Annotated in this window: 14 protein-coding genes and 1 tRNA gene; 12 read left to right on the top strand and 3 right to left on the bottom strand. The window is 37.5% G+C overall.

The window, feature by feature from the left end; translation table 11 throughout:
• Positions 1 to 216 precede the first annotated feature (216 nt).
• The 9 genes from aceA (at position 217) to ACXIUD_RS02390 (ending at position 7,647) form a co-directional block, all read left to right on the top strand.
• A complete protein-coding gene (gene aceA / locus ACXIUD_RS02430) occupies positions 217 to 1,497 on the top strand; it encodes an isocitrate lyase (RefSeq protein ID WP_458051020.1) in 1,281 nt (426 codons plus the stop codon).
• Between the two features lie 197 nt (positions 1,498 to 1,694).
• Positions 1,695 to 2,357 carry a bifunctional isocitrate dehydrogenase kinase/phosphatase gene (locus ACXIUD_RS02425; protein WP_458051019.1) on the top strand — a complete coding sequence of 221 codons (663 nt, stop codon included), beginning with the start codon at positions 1,695 to 1,697 and terminating at the stop codon, positions 2,355 to 2,357.
• A 72-nt stretch (positions 2,358 to 2,429) separates the two neighbouring features.
• Positions 2,430 to 3,092, top strand: coding sequence for an NUDIX hydrolase (locus ACXIUD_RS02420; RefSeq protein WP_458051018.1), 663 nt, complete (start codon positions 2,430 to 2,432; stop codon positions 3,090 to 3,092).
• A gap of 348 nt (positions 3,093 to 3,440) precedes the next feature.
• Positions 3,441 to 4,259 (top strand): hypothetical protein, encoded by an 819-nt coding sequence (locus ACXIUD_RS02415; protein ID WP_458051017.1) that lies wholly within the window; start codon positions 3,441 to 3,443, stop codon positions 4,257 to 4,259.
• Positions 4,260 to 4,748: 489 nt separating this feature from the next.
• On the top strand, positions 4,749 to 5,213 hold the full coding sequence (locus tag ACXIUD_RS02410; RefSeq protein ID WP_458051016.1) for a hypothetical protein: 465 nt from the start codon (positions 4,749 to 4,751) through the stop codon (positions 5,211 to 5,213).
• An 86-nt stretch (positions 5,214 to 5,299) separates the two neighbouring features.
• Positions 5,300 to 6,154, top strand: a complete 855-nt coding sequence (locus ACXIUD_RS02405; RefSeq protein ID WP_458051015.1) for an alpha/beta fold hydrolase — start codon at positions 5,300 to 5,302, stop codon at positions 6,152 to 6,154.
• The gene (locus ACXIUD_RS02400) at positions 6,151 to 6,642 is read left to right on the top strand and encodes an RNA polymerase sigma factor (RefSeq protein WP_458051014.1); all 492 of its coding nucleotides are present in this window, start codon (positions 6,151 to 6,153) and stop codon (positions 6,640 to 6,642) included. The genes ACXIUD_RS02405 and ACXIUD_RS02400 overlap by 4 nt, the downstream gene beginning before the upstream one ends.
• Positions 6,629 to 7,192: a hypothetical protein gene (locus tag ACXIUD_RS02395; RefSeq protein ID WP_458051013.1), complete on the top strand. Its 564-nt coding sequence runs from the start codon at positions 6,629 to 6,631 to the stop codon at positions 7,190 to 7,192. The genes ACXIUD_RS02400 and ACXIUD_RS02395 overlap by 14 nt, the downstream gene beginning before the upstream one ends.
• Positions 7,192 to 7,647, top strand: coding sequence for a GyrI-like domain-containing protein (locus ACXIUD_RS02390; protein WP_458051012.1), 456 nt, complete (start codon positions 7,192 to 7,194; stop codon positions 7,645 to 7,647). The genes ACXIUD_RS02395 and ACXIUD_RS02390 overlap by 1 nt, the downstream gene beginning before the upstream one ends.
• A gap of 147 nt (positions 7,648 to 7,794) precedes the next feature.
• On the opposite strand, the gene ACXIUD_RS02385 is transcribed toward ACXIUD_RS02390, so the two are convergent.
• Together ACXIUD_RS02385 and ACXIUD_RS02380 are read right to left on the bottom strand one after the other, a co-directional pair.
• Positions 7,795 to 9,726, bottom strand: a complete 1,932-nt coding sequence (locus tag ACXIUD_RS02385; protein WP_458051011.1) for a tetratricopeptide repeat-containing sensor histidine kinase — start codon at positions 9,724 to 9,726, stop codon at positions 7,795 to 7,797.
• A gap of 290 nt (positions 9,727 to 10,016) precedes the next feature.
• Positions 10,017 to 10,108 (bottom strand) — tRNA-Ser (locus tag ACXIUD_RS02380).
• Between the two features lie 367 nt (positions 10,109 to 10,475).
• On the opposite strand from ACXIUD_RS02380, the gene ACXIUD_RS02375 reads away from it, so the two are divergent.
• The 3 genes from ACXIUD_RS02375 to ACXIUD_RS02365 all read left to right on the top strand — a co-directional run bounded on the left by ACXIUD_RS02375 (position 10,476) and on the right by ACXIUD_RS02365 (position 12,726).
• Complete coding sequence (locus ACXIUD_RS02375) at positions 10,476 to 10,760, top strand: hypothetical protein (RefSeq protein ID WP_458051010.1); 285 nt, start codon at positions 10,476 to 10,478, stop codon at positions 10,758 to 10,760.
• Between the two features lie 109 nt (positions 10,761 to 10,869).
• Positions 10,870 to 12,180 (top strand): hypothetical protein, encoded by a 1,311-nt coding sequence (locus tag ACXIUD_RS02370; RefSeq protein ID WP_458051009.1) that lies wholly within the window; start codon positions 10,870 to 10,872, stop codon positions 12,178 to 12,180.
• 141 nt (positions 12,181 to 12,321) lie between these two features.
• The gene (locus ACXIUD_RS02365; protein WP_458051008.1) at positions 12,322 to 12,726 is read left to right on the top strand and encodes a LytR/AlgR family response regulator transcription factor; all 405 of its coding nucleotides are present in this window, start codon (positions 12,322 to 12,324) and stop codon (positions 12,724 to 12,726) included.
• Here ACXIUD_RS02365 and ACXIUD_RS02360 read toward each other — a convergent pair.
• Positions 12,718 to 13,941, bottom strand: a complete 1,224-nt coding sequence (locus tag ACXIUD_RS02360; RefSeq protein WP_458051007.1) for an S-adenosylmethionine:tRNA ribosyltransferase-isomerase — start codon at positions 13,939 to 13,941, stop codon at positions 12,718 to 12,720. The two genes, ACXIUD_RS02365 and ACXIUD_RS02360, sit on opposite strands and share 9 nt — an antisense overlap.
• Positions 13,942 to 13,962: the final 21 nt, after the last annotated feature.

The following is a 13,962-nucleotide window of genomic DNA, read 5'->3' as shown; positions in this document are numbered from 1 at the left end:
AGAATTAGGAGTGAGGAATGAAGAATGAGGATTGAAAGATTGAATTCTCCTGATTCTCTGATTCTTGGGATAAGCTTTGTCTCTTGTTTCTTGTTTTTAAACTCCTAACTACCGGCAGGCAATATCACATCTCATTTCTCGCTTCTCGTTTCTAAACTCTCGCTTCTCGCATCTAAAAGTTTAAAACAACAACCAAACAATACAACCATAAAACAAATGAAAACGAACAAAATCGAACGCGCACTTGCCATTGAAAAAGATTGGGCAGAAAACCCACGCTGGGCTGGAATTACAAGAACATATTCAGGTATGGATGTGGTGAACCTGGCAGGCAATTATCAGTTAGAATATTCCATTGCCCGTATGGGAGCTGAAAGGTTATGGAATAAGTTGACCACGCAGCCATTTATTGCTGGTCTCGGTGCTTTGACAGGAAATCAGGCTGTACAGGAAGTTCAAGCTGGCTTAGAAGCCATCTATCTATCAGGTTGGCAAGTGGCTGCCGATGCCAACTTAGCAGGGCAAATGTATCCTGACCAAAGTTTATACCCTGCGGACTCTGTTCCGGCGGTAGTCAAGCGTATCAACAATGCTTTGTTGAGAGCGGATCAGATTCAAGGCTTGACGGACAAGGAGGACTTGCATTACCTGGTTCCAATTGTGGCAGATGCAGAAGCTGGATTTGGAGGAAATTTGAATGCATTTGAATTGATGAAGATGATGATAGAGGCAGGTGCTTCGGGGGTTCACTTTGAGGATCAGCTTTCTTCTGCCAAAAAATGTGGACACCTAGGCGGCAAGGTATTAGTGCCCACACAGGAAGCGATCAACAAATTGATTGCAGCTCGATTGGCAACTGATGTGATGGGGGTACCAACAGTATTGATTGCCCGTACGGATGCAGATGCTGCTACCTTGATTACTTCTGATATCGATGAGAGAGATCATAAATTTATCTCGGGTAAGCGAACTTCCGAAGGTTTCTATGAAGTAAATCATGGAATTGAACAAGGAATTGATAGAGGACTTTCGTATGCCCCTTACTGTGATTTGATTTGGATGGAAACTTCCAATCCAGATTTGGGATATGCGAGAGAATTTGCAGAAGCAATTCATGCGAAGTACCCGGGTAAAATGTTGGCTTACAATTGTTCTCCTTCTTTCAACTGGGCTGCGCACCTATCTAAGTCTGAAATGTTGACTTTTAGAGAAAGTTTGGCAGAGATGGGATACCGATTCCAGTTTATCACCTTAGCAGGTTTCCATGCATTGAATACTTCTATGTTTGAACTATCCAAAGCCTACAAAGAGAGGGGTATGGCAGGATATTCCGAATTGCAGGAAAGAGAGTTTGCCTTGCAGTCAGCAGGTTTCAAAGCAATCAAGCATCAGGCATTTGTTGGAACAGGTTATTTTGATGCTGTGCAAGAAGTGGTTACGTCTGGAACATCTTCAACAGTTGCCTTGAAAGGCAGTACAGAAGAAGCACAATTTTAACCGAATAAAATTTTCGCAATCGATTGCTTGCGCAGAAAAAAAAGATTTTATACCTTTCGTGCATGTTATTCAATCACTGAATATCTACAATAGGTTTAATAGGTTTGAGAGATAGAAAAAGGTCGGCACATTGTTCCGACCTTTTTTGTTTTTTGCTCAATTTTTAGCTTGATTAGTGGTTCAGAAAGTCCATACCTATGCGTTTTTACTTGAAATCCAGTGTTATACCTGTTTTTCTTTTGTTAGCCACTCTCTCGGGATGCAGCAATGACTCCAATACTTCCGAAGAAGTAATTGCAGGAAAGGTTTTAGAGAAGGAAGAATTGCAGCAGTTATTTGATACCGGTATGCAATTGATGGCCCCTTGGGAGCAATTTTGGAGTAATCGATATTCCAACTTCAAAGCCAACCAATTTGTATTGGATAGAGAGGAATCCTTTGAAGAGTTGGAGTGGCCAGAAGAAAATTTTATTAACCCTGGGAATCCTTTTCATCCATATTTGATTCCGCATCCGGAAGGGGAGGGTATCGTGGATATTTACAGCTATAAAGTTGCCATCCCCGCAGAGGGCAAGCCTGGTTTAAATCCTGATTCAGAAGTGATCTTTTTTAAGTCCAATGGCATGCGTCAGCGACTTTTGTTTATAGGTCCTTCTGGTGGGTTTGAAGATGCGGCTTGGGTCAGTCCTGAAATTTTGATGGTAGCTGGATGGTTTGAAGATGAAGAGGGGGTTAGTCCTGTGATATGGATGATTGAACCTGAGAATAATAGCTATAAAGTGTTTACAAATCCCTTTCATACCAACCAATACGTAAAAGATGCGTATCTGAAAAAGAAGTTACCAGGAATTGATTTGTAGTAATTTTTATTCTTTGGAGATTGAACTATAGACGTTTAATCGGGTTTCTTCTTTTAGCTTAAGGCATCTTGAATGATGGAATTTAAAGAGTTAGTAAAAACATTAGAGCGAATGATGGCGATGCCGTTGCCCGGAAGGGAAGGGCAAGTGGCTATGGCACCTCAAAGCAGGATGAATGAGGAGCAGTACAGAGCATCTATTCGTTCAGATCACCGCAAAGGGGCTGTTTTAATGCTTTTTTATCCACATCCCAATGGTACTTATGTTCCATTTATCAAGCGACCAACTTATGAAGGAGTACATTCAGGGCAGATCGCATTTCCAGGTGGTAAATTTGAAGAAGGTGATGGGAGCTTAGCCAAAACAGCACTCAGAGAAACAGAGGAGGAGATAGGTATAGATAGCTCTCAAGTGCAATTATTGGGCAGTTTAACTGAAGTTTATATACCCCCGAGTAATTTTATGGTTTATCCTTACATAGGGATTACTGAAAGCCTTCCTGAGTTTAAGCCAGATCCATTGGAAGTTGAGCGGGTTATTGAGTGTTCTTTCCATCAATTACTCGATAAAAATAATCGAAAAGTAGGTACTGTGAGAAGTTCTACCGGCCTGCTGAAAGCCCCTTATTTCGACCTTGCTCAAGAAACCGTCTGGGGAGCCACAGCCATGATGTTGGGAGAGTTTACCTATATGTGGGAGAAGTTGAAAGGGAACAGTTGTCACAATGAACAATGAACAGCGGGGAAATGTGAAATTGGGAATGAAGAAATTATAATGTCTGAGATGATTCAAATTACCAGGTCGAGTGGCTTAAATTGTTAATGTAGGTAGATCATCTCTTTTTTTATGGAATAATCTTCTATTCAACACTTCTCTAATATTTTACAAATACTTGTGCTAGGCTTGTAGGTGTAGGTATATATCAATTTATTATGCGCTAGCATATTTCACACTTTTATTTTTGAACTCTCTTCTCTCGCTTCTTACTTCATATTCCTGTATACACCATTTTTCTGCAACTATCCTATTTGTCTTTTCGTTATTTTTATCAAAACTTGTTTTCAAACGATTATCTACTGTTTTATGAAGAAGCTACCTATTTATCTTTTGTGTCTGTTGGTTTTAGGTTCGTGTATGAACGCCAAACCTAAGAAGATTTATGCCTATAATCCTGCTGATGAATCTAGCATGGAAGCCAATGAAGCTGTGTTGTCCAAAGTTGCATTGGACGATAAAAATGCTGAGGTTCGTTTAATGGCAGTTGATCAGATAAGTAATCAATCTGTTCTTGCCGCAGTTGCTTTAAATGATAAGGATGCAAATGTGCGGATGGCAGCGGTGAGGAGATTAAGCAATGAGACTGTATTGGCAGCGGTGGCCCTTAATGATAAAAATCAGGAAGTTCGAAAATTAGCAGTGGAGCGTTTGGATAATGAAAATGCACTTTGTACGGTAGCTATGAATGACAAAGATGCAGATGTCAGGAAATTAGCTTTGCGAAGAATTACCAATGAATCAGTCATTGCCTCTGCCGCTTTAAATGACCGTAGTGATGATGTAAGAAAGTTGGCAGTAGAGTTGATTTCTAATGAATCTGTACTTGCCCAAGTGACTTTACAAGATCGAGACGCGGATATCCGTAGAAAAGCATTGAGAAAGGTTTCCAATGAGTCAGTTATTGCTACAGCTGCCCTACAAGATAAGGATCAAGAGGTAAGAAAATTAGCCGTAGAAAAACTTTCTAATCAGTCCACCTTAGCCACTGTAGCATTGCAAGACAGAAATGCTGATATACGTAGACAGGCTGTCAGAAAAGTAACCAATCAATCTGTACTATCCAATATTGCTATCTATGATTCGAGTGAAGAGGTAAGAAAAGAAGCATTGAGACTATTGAAATAAAATTATTTTTTTTGGAGAGGTCTTCTTTTTTTCTGAAGACTGTTTAATGCCTTTAAACTCTGTTCAAAACCAATTTTATAGCTCTGATGAATTCCACAGCTGAAAACTTGGTTTATTTTTTGTTTTTCGGTAAAAGTTGGTTTAGCTATCATTAAGTTAATATTTAATAGGATAAATTTCCTTAATTCATTTAAAAAAGTGAAATTAGCAATCCTAAAAAACGTTAATTAGATCCTTAATTTTCTTTAAAAAAGGCAGTATAGTCAAGAATTCAACCAGTTTCTAAAATCAGCAACTTTCTCTCTACTTCCGAGAATACTCTGATCGGAGTAATGCAATTATTGGTACCTTTCCCACAAACATCTAATAGACTATTTATGATTTTAACAAAGCGTCAGGTAACAGCACCTTGGAGGTCAGCAGGCGGTGCAGAGTAAATACAAAGTTTAGTATCTTTAAAAACCTAACCAAGAACAAAACTTAGAATTCATGAATCTTAAAGAATTAAATGGTATTTCAAATAGTACGCCGGATGAAAAGCTTGCAAAAGTTTATACCCAATTTTCAGAACTTCTCAACGAGTTAAAGACAAGAGATTTGCCTACCAGCATCATTGGTTTAGTAAATCTGAGTATAGATAAAATTAATGCTTCCACAGTTGTAGGCAATCAACTCAAAAAGCTTATCAAACAGGAGCAGAGCCTTATCCTTAAGCAACTTGAAAAAGAAATGAAAGTTGTTCCCATCAATTATTACCGGAATTTATGGCTTGTTTTAGGGATGACCACATTTGGATTACCATTTGGGGTTTCGATTGGCTTAAGTCTTGGAAATCTTGCTTTTTTAGGGATAGGGTTACCATTCGGTATGGTCATTGGGATGGCTGTTGGCTACAATATGGATAAAAAAGCATTGCAGGAAGGCCGGCAGTTGAATTTTGAGGTTAAAAATTAAAAACGCCAATCCTAGAAAAAAATATCCCCATTACATGTAACATTTTTGTTTTTCTGCATCAAAAGGCAAATTAAACTTTAAAAGCCATGAAAAAGATCGCAGTAATTTTAATTGCATGTATTATTTATCAATTCTCCACTTATGCCAATTTGTATGCCCAAGCTATACATGTGGAGGTTTCAGGGAATGGACAACCCATTTTATTTATTCCAGGATTTACCGTTCCGGGAGAGGTTTGGGAGCCTGTTGTCAATGCTTTGGAAAGCAGCTACGAATGTCATGTAATTACTTTGGCAGGATTTGGCGGTAAGGAGCCTATCGGATTTCCCTGGCTTCCCCAAATAAATGAGTCCATTAAGGAATATATCCTATCCAAAGACCTGCAAGGAGCCACGATTATTGGGCATAGTTTAGGGGGGACCGTAGCTACTTGGCTTGCAACTCAACAAAAATTAAACCTCGGTCAACTTATTTTGGTTGATGCCTTGCCAGCAGCTGGCGCATTGATGTTTCCTGACTTTAATCCAGATAATTTAGCTTACGAAAGTCCTTATAATCAGCAACAATTGTCTATGGATGATGCCTCTTTTGAACAAATGGCTAGTTTTATGGCTAAAGGGATGAGTACTAAGGAAGATGCTCAAAAGAGAATTAAAAAATGGATATTAGAATCAGACCGCAAAACCTATGTTTACGGATACACTGATTACTTGAAAATGGATATGAGAGAAGGATTGAAAGACATATCAATTCCCGTCACTATTATTGCTGCAACAAACCCGTATGGGGAAGCTATGGTCAGACAAACAAACACCAATCAGTATGCAAACTTAAAAGAATACAGTCTTGTGATCGCTGAAGATAGTGCACATTTTGTCATGTTAGATAAACCCGATTGGTTTTTAGATCAAATCCAGCAGATTTTAGCATCAAGGAAATGACAGAACAGGACTTTAACCAGCTTTACTACACCTATGCACCTAAAGTCCACCGATTATGCTTAGGTTATTCTTCTGGAGATGTAGCGCTTGCCAATGAGTGGCTTCAGGAAACATTCATCAAAGTCTGGAATCACAGCAATTCATTCAGAGGAGACGCTTCTATGGACACATGGATTTATAGGATTGCGACAAATATTTGTTTGGGTGACATCCGAAGGTTTAAAAAGCAGGTGAGGATCAAAGGTGAGCTTATGACTGAATCCATCATAGATGAGCCAGTCAATGATGAAGCAGAAACCATCGAAAAAATGTATGCCTGTATAGATCAATTGAGCGAGCAAAACAAAACGCTCATTTTATTGGAATTGGAAAATATACCTCAAGAAACCATCGCTTCAACTGTGGGGCTAGCGCATGGAACATTGCGCACCCGATTAAGCCGAATTCGAAAATCATTACTAAACTGTATCACAAATGGAATCCGATAAATTACAAGAATTGTGGAATCAGCAAGGTGGGAAAATGTTATCATTTACGCCCACCGATATCCTGCTAAAAGCTAAAAAACAGCGAACAGGACAATACATCAGCATTACAGTGTTGGTGTTTACGGTGCTGGTATTAAGCATGTATGCATGGTTATATGCCTTCAAGCAATGGAACAGCTTTAATTTAGGTTTGTTTATGATGATTTCGAGTTTGGTACTTAGAGTGATCATTGAATTACTTTCTATCTATAGAAAAGAACGTCGACTTGTATCCATGGACTACAAATCCTATCATGCCTATCTTAAAAAATATTATGGTACTCGGCGGATTGTCAACTATCTGATCACTCCTGTATGTGTGATTACTTATATCATCGGGTACAGTTTACTATTGCCTTACTTCAAAGAATATTTCTCACACGGATTTTATACCTATATTCAGGTTTCAGGAGCTGTTTCTATAGGCGGGATTATAGTATTGATCATCTATGGAATAGTCAAAGAGGAGCGATTATTGAAGCAGTTCTTATCAAGTAAAAATCATAAGTGATGGAAAGTTTCCGATTAATTGGGCTCAAACTCAGCAAAAAAACAAGCAATGAGCAAGGTCAATCTTCAAAGGATTGTGGTGATTTATGGCAGTATTTTGAAGAAAATAAAGTAAGCTCTTTAATCCCTGATAAAATTTCTGAGGCTATTTATGCTGTTTATTACGATTATGAACACGACGAGCAAGGAAAATTTTCTTATTTTATCGGTTGTCCGGTAGAATTTCATGCCAATAAACCTGAGGGATTGGATGAGTTAATCATTCCTAATCAAAAGTATCATCAAGAAGTAGCAAAAGGACAACTACCAACTTGCATTTCAGAAGTTTGGAATCAGATTTGGAATTCAGCCATTCCTAGAAAATTTGGATTTGATTTTGAAATTTATGATGAAAGAAATGTGAATTGGAATGATGCGGAAGTTGATATTTATATTTCTATAAACGATTTTAGTTGAATGAAGGAAAATGTCTAGAAAGAAGGACTACCCTGATTTCTCTTAGGATTCACACATTACACTCTCGGAACTCAATACCTACAGAAGAATTTATTTGGCCTCTCTGATATGGTATAATATAGCTATTTTGTTAGTTATTGGAGGGGTTTATTTTTTCCATTGGATAGAGAAAGTGGTGCCTTTGTTGACCTGACTGATGACTTCAAGCATTGCCCCTAGATTGTATGCAAACTCCTTACAAAGTAATAAGCCTATACCAGAACCTTTTTCTCCAATCGTACCAAGTTTGGACACGATCCGTCCTGCAAAAAGTGACTCTAGCTTATCTTTTTCCATTCCTAATCCAGTGTCTGTAATCTTGATTTTATCTCCAGCTTCCTTGTCGTAGTGTATACGGATACTTCCACCTGTAGGAGTGTATTTTATCGCATTTGAAATTAAATTCCTGATAATAAAATTCAATCTATCCTTTTCAGTATAGATTATCACATCTACAGGAATATCATTGATTAGGTGAAGATTTTTTTCTTGGGCTTTCATGGAAAACTGACCAATGATCTCCTGCACCAACGGCCGTACTGCCACATCCACATATGGCATTGAGTACTCATGCAGTTCTCTATGCGCCCATTCGAGTATACTTTCCATTAATCCCCTTACGCTTTTGATTTGCTCTGATATTTTAGGAAGGATTATATGGAATTCTTCTTGTGAAATGTGTTGGCCACTCTCCAATTCCAAAAGGGATTGTAAGGAAGCAATAGGAGATTTGAGGTCATGGGACAGAACAGAAAACAGTAATTGTCTACTTCTATTGGACTGGACCAAGGCGTTATTTGAATGTTCCAATTCCCGCGTTTTTTCTGCAATTTCTAGGTTTTTAGCTTCTAATTTTTTTAGAATCTCAGTGGTCTGCGTATGTGCTGCTGCCAGTTGATTATTTTTTCTTTTTTGAAAAACCCAACCGAAAATCAGAATTACAAAGAGAATTGTTGCACTCAGAAGTAGTTCATTTTTTCGCTCAACTTTAATGTCCAGAAGTTGCTGTTCTTGGAGTAATCGTTTATTCTGTTCTTCTTTCTTCTCAGCCTCATATTTGATCAATAATTCCTCACGTATTTTCTTTGTTTGTTCATTATTGAGTTTCTGCTCTGAATTCAATTTCAATTTGGTATATTCATTTGCATTTTTGTAATCCCCTAAGCTTTCGTAGACGCTGGAAAGAATTCCGGCAGCTGAACCTATTTGATAAGGTGAGTTCATGTTATTAGCCAATTCCATGGCTTGTTGAGCGTATCTCAGAGCTAGTGTTGTATTATTTATTTCTAAATTGAAACTAGCCAATTCATATAACAGGGAAATTTGAATTTCGGAATTCTGTAATCCATTTGAATACTCTAGTGCTTGTGTCAACAGTTTTTGAGCAGTTACATAATCTTTATTTTCTCGGGCAACTTCTGCAAGCAGGTTGATGGTATTAATACTCCCTCTAATATCCTGTAATGAAGTTTTAATAGAAATGGATTTTTCGAGGTAATATTTTGCGGAGTCTAAATCCTCAATATTATTTGTTTCAGCCCATAAATCTTTAAAATAACTCCCCAAATTATTGTAAAGCAGGCCTAGTGCTCGTTGATTATCGGATAACAAAGCATACTCTAAAGATTTTTTATAGCGTTGTGCCGCATCTTTTCCGTTACCTGTCCGGTACAGGATATTGCCGATATTGAGATGGGATTCCATAAGCCCAATGGTGTCCTGTATGCTTTCCCGTATTTTCAACGCATTGATATGCGTTTGCATGGCTGAGTCAAAGGAAGATTTGATCAAAAATGAGACACCTTTTATATTCAAGGAATTTGCTTTTACCTTAGCTAGCCCATGCTTTTCAGCCAAGCGGATAGCGGAGTCAGCATAAGCTATAGACAAGTCCTGATCAATAGCATAGTTGGCCTTGGCTACTTGGTAATAGATGTCAGCTTTGACTATTGGATCTTTGGTAGTATAAATTTCCTTTTTCAAACTATCTGACAACGTAGGCGCTTGCTGAAATAGTAGGAAAATCAAAAGAATTAGCATGGGGATAGAGGAAAGGGGATAAGTATATGAGATTGCTTTGTTGTACTTTCAAATGCTCTTAAAGGTATAAATTAAACCATAATTTGAGGTTGCCGTTCCTAAAATTTTAAATGAAAAAAATCAAGTATAGTCAAATTGATAAGTACTGATGCCTTGCTTCATTAAAGATAAAAATAAATTGATAGTTTGAGAGTTGCATTGGTTGAATTTGCTGATTCTCTCATTTATTAGCGTATGTTAAAGAGCTGCGCATAAAAAAAGCACCATCAAATTGAATGAAGGTGCTTTTTTGGCAGAGAGTGGGGGATTCGAACCCCCGGTACGGCATTACCCGTACGACAGTTTAGCAAACTGCTGGTTTAAGCCACTCACCCAACTCTCTTTATCTAGGAATAGCATATTTTCCTTAGAACAGTGCAAATATAATTCATAAATGTTGGAATAAACAAAGCCTGGAACCCTCCTTAGAGATATTTTTCATCAAAATCATGATTTTGATCTATAATGAATTGAATTTCAGTTTGAAAAAAATAATCATTTAGAGCGTATCATAAGGGCTTACTTTTAGCTTTATACTAGATTTCATGTAGAATATAGGAGCTTTTGAAGAATGTTGTACTTTGGAGGTATTTGATTGACGTTTCAATGGTAAAAAATACCCCGAAATGGGTATTTTTTTATGGTGGTTTCTTTCTTAATTTAGTGTTCGAAAAATGGTAGTTAGTTAATCAATTCATAATTTTATTCCTATGGTAATTCAATCTCTACAAGGTGTTTTTTCTGTTTCAACTGCTCCAGAAAATCAAGAAAAATTAGTAATTCGCTCCAATGACTTAAATAGCCTATGCCGACTGTTTGACAGGAAAAGAGTAAAGGCTGACTGTGATCAAGGATATTCTTTTTGTGTTACTATTTGCAAGGAAGAGCTTTCGAGTGTGCTCATTAAACTGGTTAAACAAATTGACTACGAAGATTTCGATCAAGTAGTAAGTGAATTGAAGTTAGAAAAATCTACCGTATTTGCTAGAGCTTAGTATTATAATCGGGGTGTAGCCGAAATAAATGGTCTCGGGCATACTTTTTTAAAATAATAAATTTATTTTAGGGCATGTATTCTTTTTTGGTACCCAAAGAATTTCCAGCATGACCCAATTCAAAACTTCTGAAACATATATTCCAGATTTCTTAGAAGCTTCTAATTCATTATTTTCTGTTTTTCTAGATTTTGATGGATATATCGTCCAATCAGGACATCTACTCCAACAAGTTTTTGAAGATGCGCAATTAGCGATTTCTAAAAAATTCCTGTTTTCTCAATTGATCGGACCCGACGAACAGGGTTCTTTTCAGGAAATGTTGATGGAAGTGATTGAAAAACCCACCATATCCTCTAAATATACTTTTTCTCACAAGTATGCGATAGTTAGCTGGGAGTTTAAAGCCATCAAACAAGGAGAAGATTATGTGGGGATTCTAGGCGTTGGCTTCCCCGTTTCTACTTCCAAAAATTCACCAGATATACCCGCTGCAGTAGATCTTGTCAATCAACAGTCAGATGCAGTAATTCGATTGAATTTGAGTTGGGAAATTATCTCCTATAATGAGCTATCCAAGCCCTATTTCATAGATACAGCAAGTGTAGAAGGTCAAAAAATCTGGTATGCCTTTCCCGATCAACAGATTTTTAAGTATGCACATGAATTCAAATCTGCCAAAGAAACAAAGATGATGCGGATTTTTGAGGCTGTTTTCCCAAGTTTAGGAAAGCATTTGAAATTCTTTATAATCCCTCAGAAATCCTATCTCGACCTTATTATACAGGATAAAACTGAAATCAATGTACTTTCTAAAGAGTTGATTGAAAAAGACATTTTTGTAAAAACCTTGATTGAAGGGATGGAAGAGACGGTCTTTTTTGTAAGCAGAGACTTACGGATTTTAGATTTTAATGAAAAAGCTAGTCAACACGCCCGTACATATTTCAACAAATCATTAAAAGTAGGAGACAAGTTCTTGAATTTTCTAATGGATGGAGTGGATGACAAATTGTTAGGTGAAATAGAAAATATTTTTGAAGGAAGTACTGTCTCCTTTGAACTAGAAGTCCCTAATAACCGAACATCTAATACGCATTGGTTTGACTTTAAATTTCTCCCTTTCAAGGATTTTCATGGCAATGTTGTAGGCTTTATTTATGTCAACAAAAGTACCAATTTTGAGAAAAAAAGTGTGCAGAAAATCACCCAGAGAAATGCTGTATTAAGAGAGGTTGTTTATGACCAAACTTTTCAGATGCGTACTCCATTATCTTCAATTTTGGGATTATTAGAATTGATGGATAAAAGCTTGTTGGATAAGGAAAATCTGAAATACCTGAGTTATCTTAAAACTTTAGCAGCCAACTTGGATGATATCATCCGTACTAATTCAAAAAGGGCCAGTGATTTGGACTAATGTGTTGGTCAATTTGCAACATGCTTTACTTTCAATTGAACAAGTATTCAATAGCGAACTCAATTTTTTCTTTACCACAAATCAAACATTTTTCTTAGACACTCTGTTCCAAGCGTATAAATAGGAATAAACTTAGCGGAGATGAAAGAATATAGTTTGAACGGGAATGGAACGGTTTACAATGATTATGAAACTGAGGAAAGCAGTATCCTAGTAAAGGATGCAATTTTTGTAAGGCATAAAGGCAACTTGGTCAAAGTCAAGTTCAAAGATATTTTGTGGATGAAGGGAGATGGGAACTATACTACCTTAGTTACCCGTCATGAGGTGTACTCTTTGAGAAACATTCTGAAGGAGTTGGAAGCAGTACTGCCGGCGGATGAGTTTATAAGAATTCATAAAAGTTACGTGGTACGATTGGATGAAATTACCTGCATCAACCCACGAGAACTAGTAGTCTCAAAAGATACCGTTCCCGTAGGAAGAACATATTATCAAAGTCTATTGAATTGTATTCAAAAACTGGGTTCATCTAACCTAGATTAAATCGTGTCTCCAAAGTAAGCTGCTATCTCCATAGCTAAGGAATCTGTAATCCTTAGCTAATGCCTCCTCATAAATTTTTCTCCACTGTTGATTGGTAAAGGCTGCGACCAATAGTATCAAGGTAGAAGATGGCTGATGAAAATTAGTCACCAATGCATCACATACTCGAAATTCATAGCTTGGGAATATAAATATTTCCGTGGTACCAGTGATTTCTTCTAAATCTTGTTTTTCCATTAAAGCTTGGATAGCTGCAAATGCATCATTCCGTGAAATTTTTGGCCCAACGTATTCATAAGGATACAATTTGGGTATGGCAAAACTTGCGTTTGAATCTTGGATAAGCATTACCCCATACCAATACAGAGATTCCAACGATCGCATAGAAGTAGTCCCCACAGCTATCATGATCTCTTGATGATTTGCCAAGGCTCGAATAGTTGGTAAATCTACCACCACCTGTTCGCTATGCATATCATGTTCCATTACATTGGACACTTTGATCGGCTGAAAGGTTCCCGCTGACACATGCAGGGTTAGAAATTCTTCTTTTACTCCATTGGCCTTCAAACTAGCCAAGACCTCATCCGTAAAATGTAATCCAGCAGTAGGTGCAGCGACCGCACCTTCTTTTTTGGAATAAACTGTTTGATACCGGGGTTTATCTTCAGCTGTAGCTTTTCTATTCAAATAGGGAGGAAGTGGAACTTCTCCGGTAGCCTCTACAATATCCACAAAGGCATGCGTAGAGTCCCACTCAAACTGAACTGTTTTTGATTCCCTATCCAAAAGGAATGCAGATATAATCAATGCTTCATTTCCAAGTTGAATTTCACCTTTTAAAACTTCTCCATCTTTCCATTTCTTCAAATTACCAATCATACATTCCCAAATCACAGAATGCCTGGTTTGCATGACTTCATTGATATTTGCGCTAGGCCCAAGTGGTTTGAGCAAAAACAATTCTACCTTTGCGCCTGAAGCCCGTTGAAAAATCATACGTGCTGGTATAACTTTGGTGTTGTTGAAGACCATCATGCTTCCGGCAGGTACCAAGGAAGGCAATTCATAAAAGACTTGATGTGTTATCTTGCCATCTTTGAAATGTAATAGCTTGGAATGATCCCGCTTTTCCAAAGGAAATTTAGCAATGCGCTCAATTGGTAAAATGTAATCGTAATCGGATAACTTGATGGATTCAGCTTGTTGAAACATAGGGGATAGGTCCTCAGTTAA

It is taken from the genome of Mongoliitalea sp., from assembly GCF_054166905.1.
The sequence above is the reverse complement of the archived record's forward strand: the minus strand, read 5'-3'. Positions and strand labels throughout refer to the sequence as shown.

Excerpts from the sequence above, each read along its gene's own strand:
- ACXIUD_RS02415 (WP_458051017.1), top strand. The coding sequence starts at position 3,441 with ATGAAGAAGCTACCTATTTATCTTTTGTGTCTGTTGGTTTTAGGTTCG.
- ACXIUD_RS02425 (WP_458051019.1), top strand. The coding sequence starts at position 1,695 with ATGCGTTTTTACTTGAAATCCAGTGTTATACCTGTTTTTCTTTTGTTA.
- ACXIUD_RS02370 (WP_458051009.1), top strand. The coding sequence starts at position 10,870 with ATGACCCAATTCAAAACTTCTGAAACATATATTCCAGATTTCTTAGAA.
- ACXIUD_RS02405 (WP_458051015.1), top strand. The coding sequence starts at position 5,300 with ATGAAAAAGATCGCAGTAATTTTAATTGCATGTATTATTTATCAATTC.
- ACXIUD_RS02410 (WP_458051016.1), top strand. The coding sequence starts at position 4,749 with ATGAATCTTAAAGAATTAAATGGTATTTCAAATAGTACGCCGGATGAA.
- ACXIUD_RS02385 (WP_458051011.1), bottom strand. The coding sequence starts at position 9,726 with ATGCTAATTCTTTTGATTTTCCTACTATTTCAGCAAGCGCCTACGTTG.
- ACXIUD_RS02360 (WP_458051007.1), bottom strand. The coding sequence starts at position 13,941 with ATGTTTCAACAAGCTGAATCCATCAAGTTATCCGATTACGATTACATT.
- ACXIUD_RS02365 (WP_458051008.1), top strand. The coding sequence starts at position 12,322 with ATGAAAGAATATAGTTTGAACGGGAATGGAACGGTTTACAATGATTAT.
- ACXIUD_RS02400 (WP_458051014.1), top strand. The coding sequence starts at position 6,151 with ATGACAGAACAGGACTTTAACCAGCTTTACTACACCTATGCACCTAAA.
- aceA (WP_458051020.1), top strand. The coding sequence starts at position 217 with ATGAAAACGAACAAAATCGAACGCGCACTTGCCATTGAAAAAGATTGG.
- ACXIUD_RS02375 (WP_458051010.1), top strand. The coding sequence starts at position 10,476 with ATGGTAATTCAATCTCTACAAGGTGTTTTTTCTGTTTCAACTGCTCCA.
- ACXIUD_RS02420 (WP_458051018.1), top strand. The coding sequence starts at position 2,430 with ATGATGGAATTTAAAGAGTTAGTAAAAACATTAGAGCGAATGATGGCG.
- ACXIUD_RS02390 (WP_458051012.1), top strand. The coding sequence starts at position 7,192 with ATGGAAAGTTTCCGATTAATTGGGCTCAAACTCAGCAAAAAAACAAGC.
- ACXIUD_RS02395 (WP_458051013.1), top strand. The coding sequence starts at position 6,629 with ATGGAATCCGATAAATTACAAGAATTGTGGAATCAGCAAGGTGGGAAA.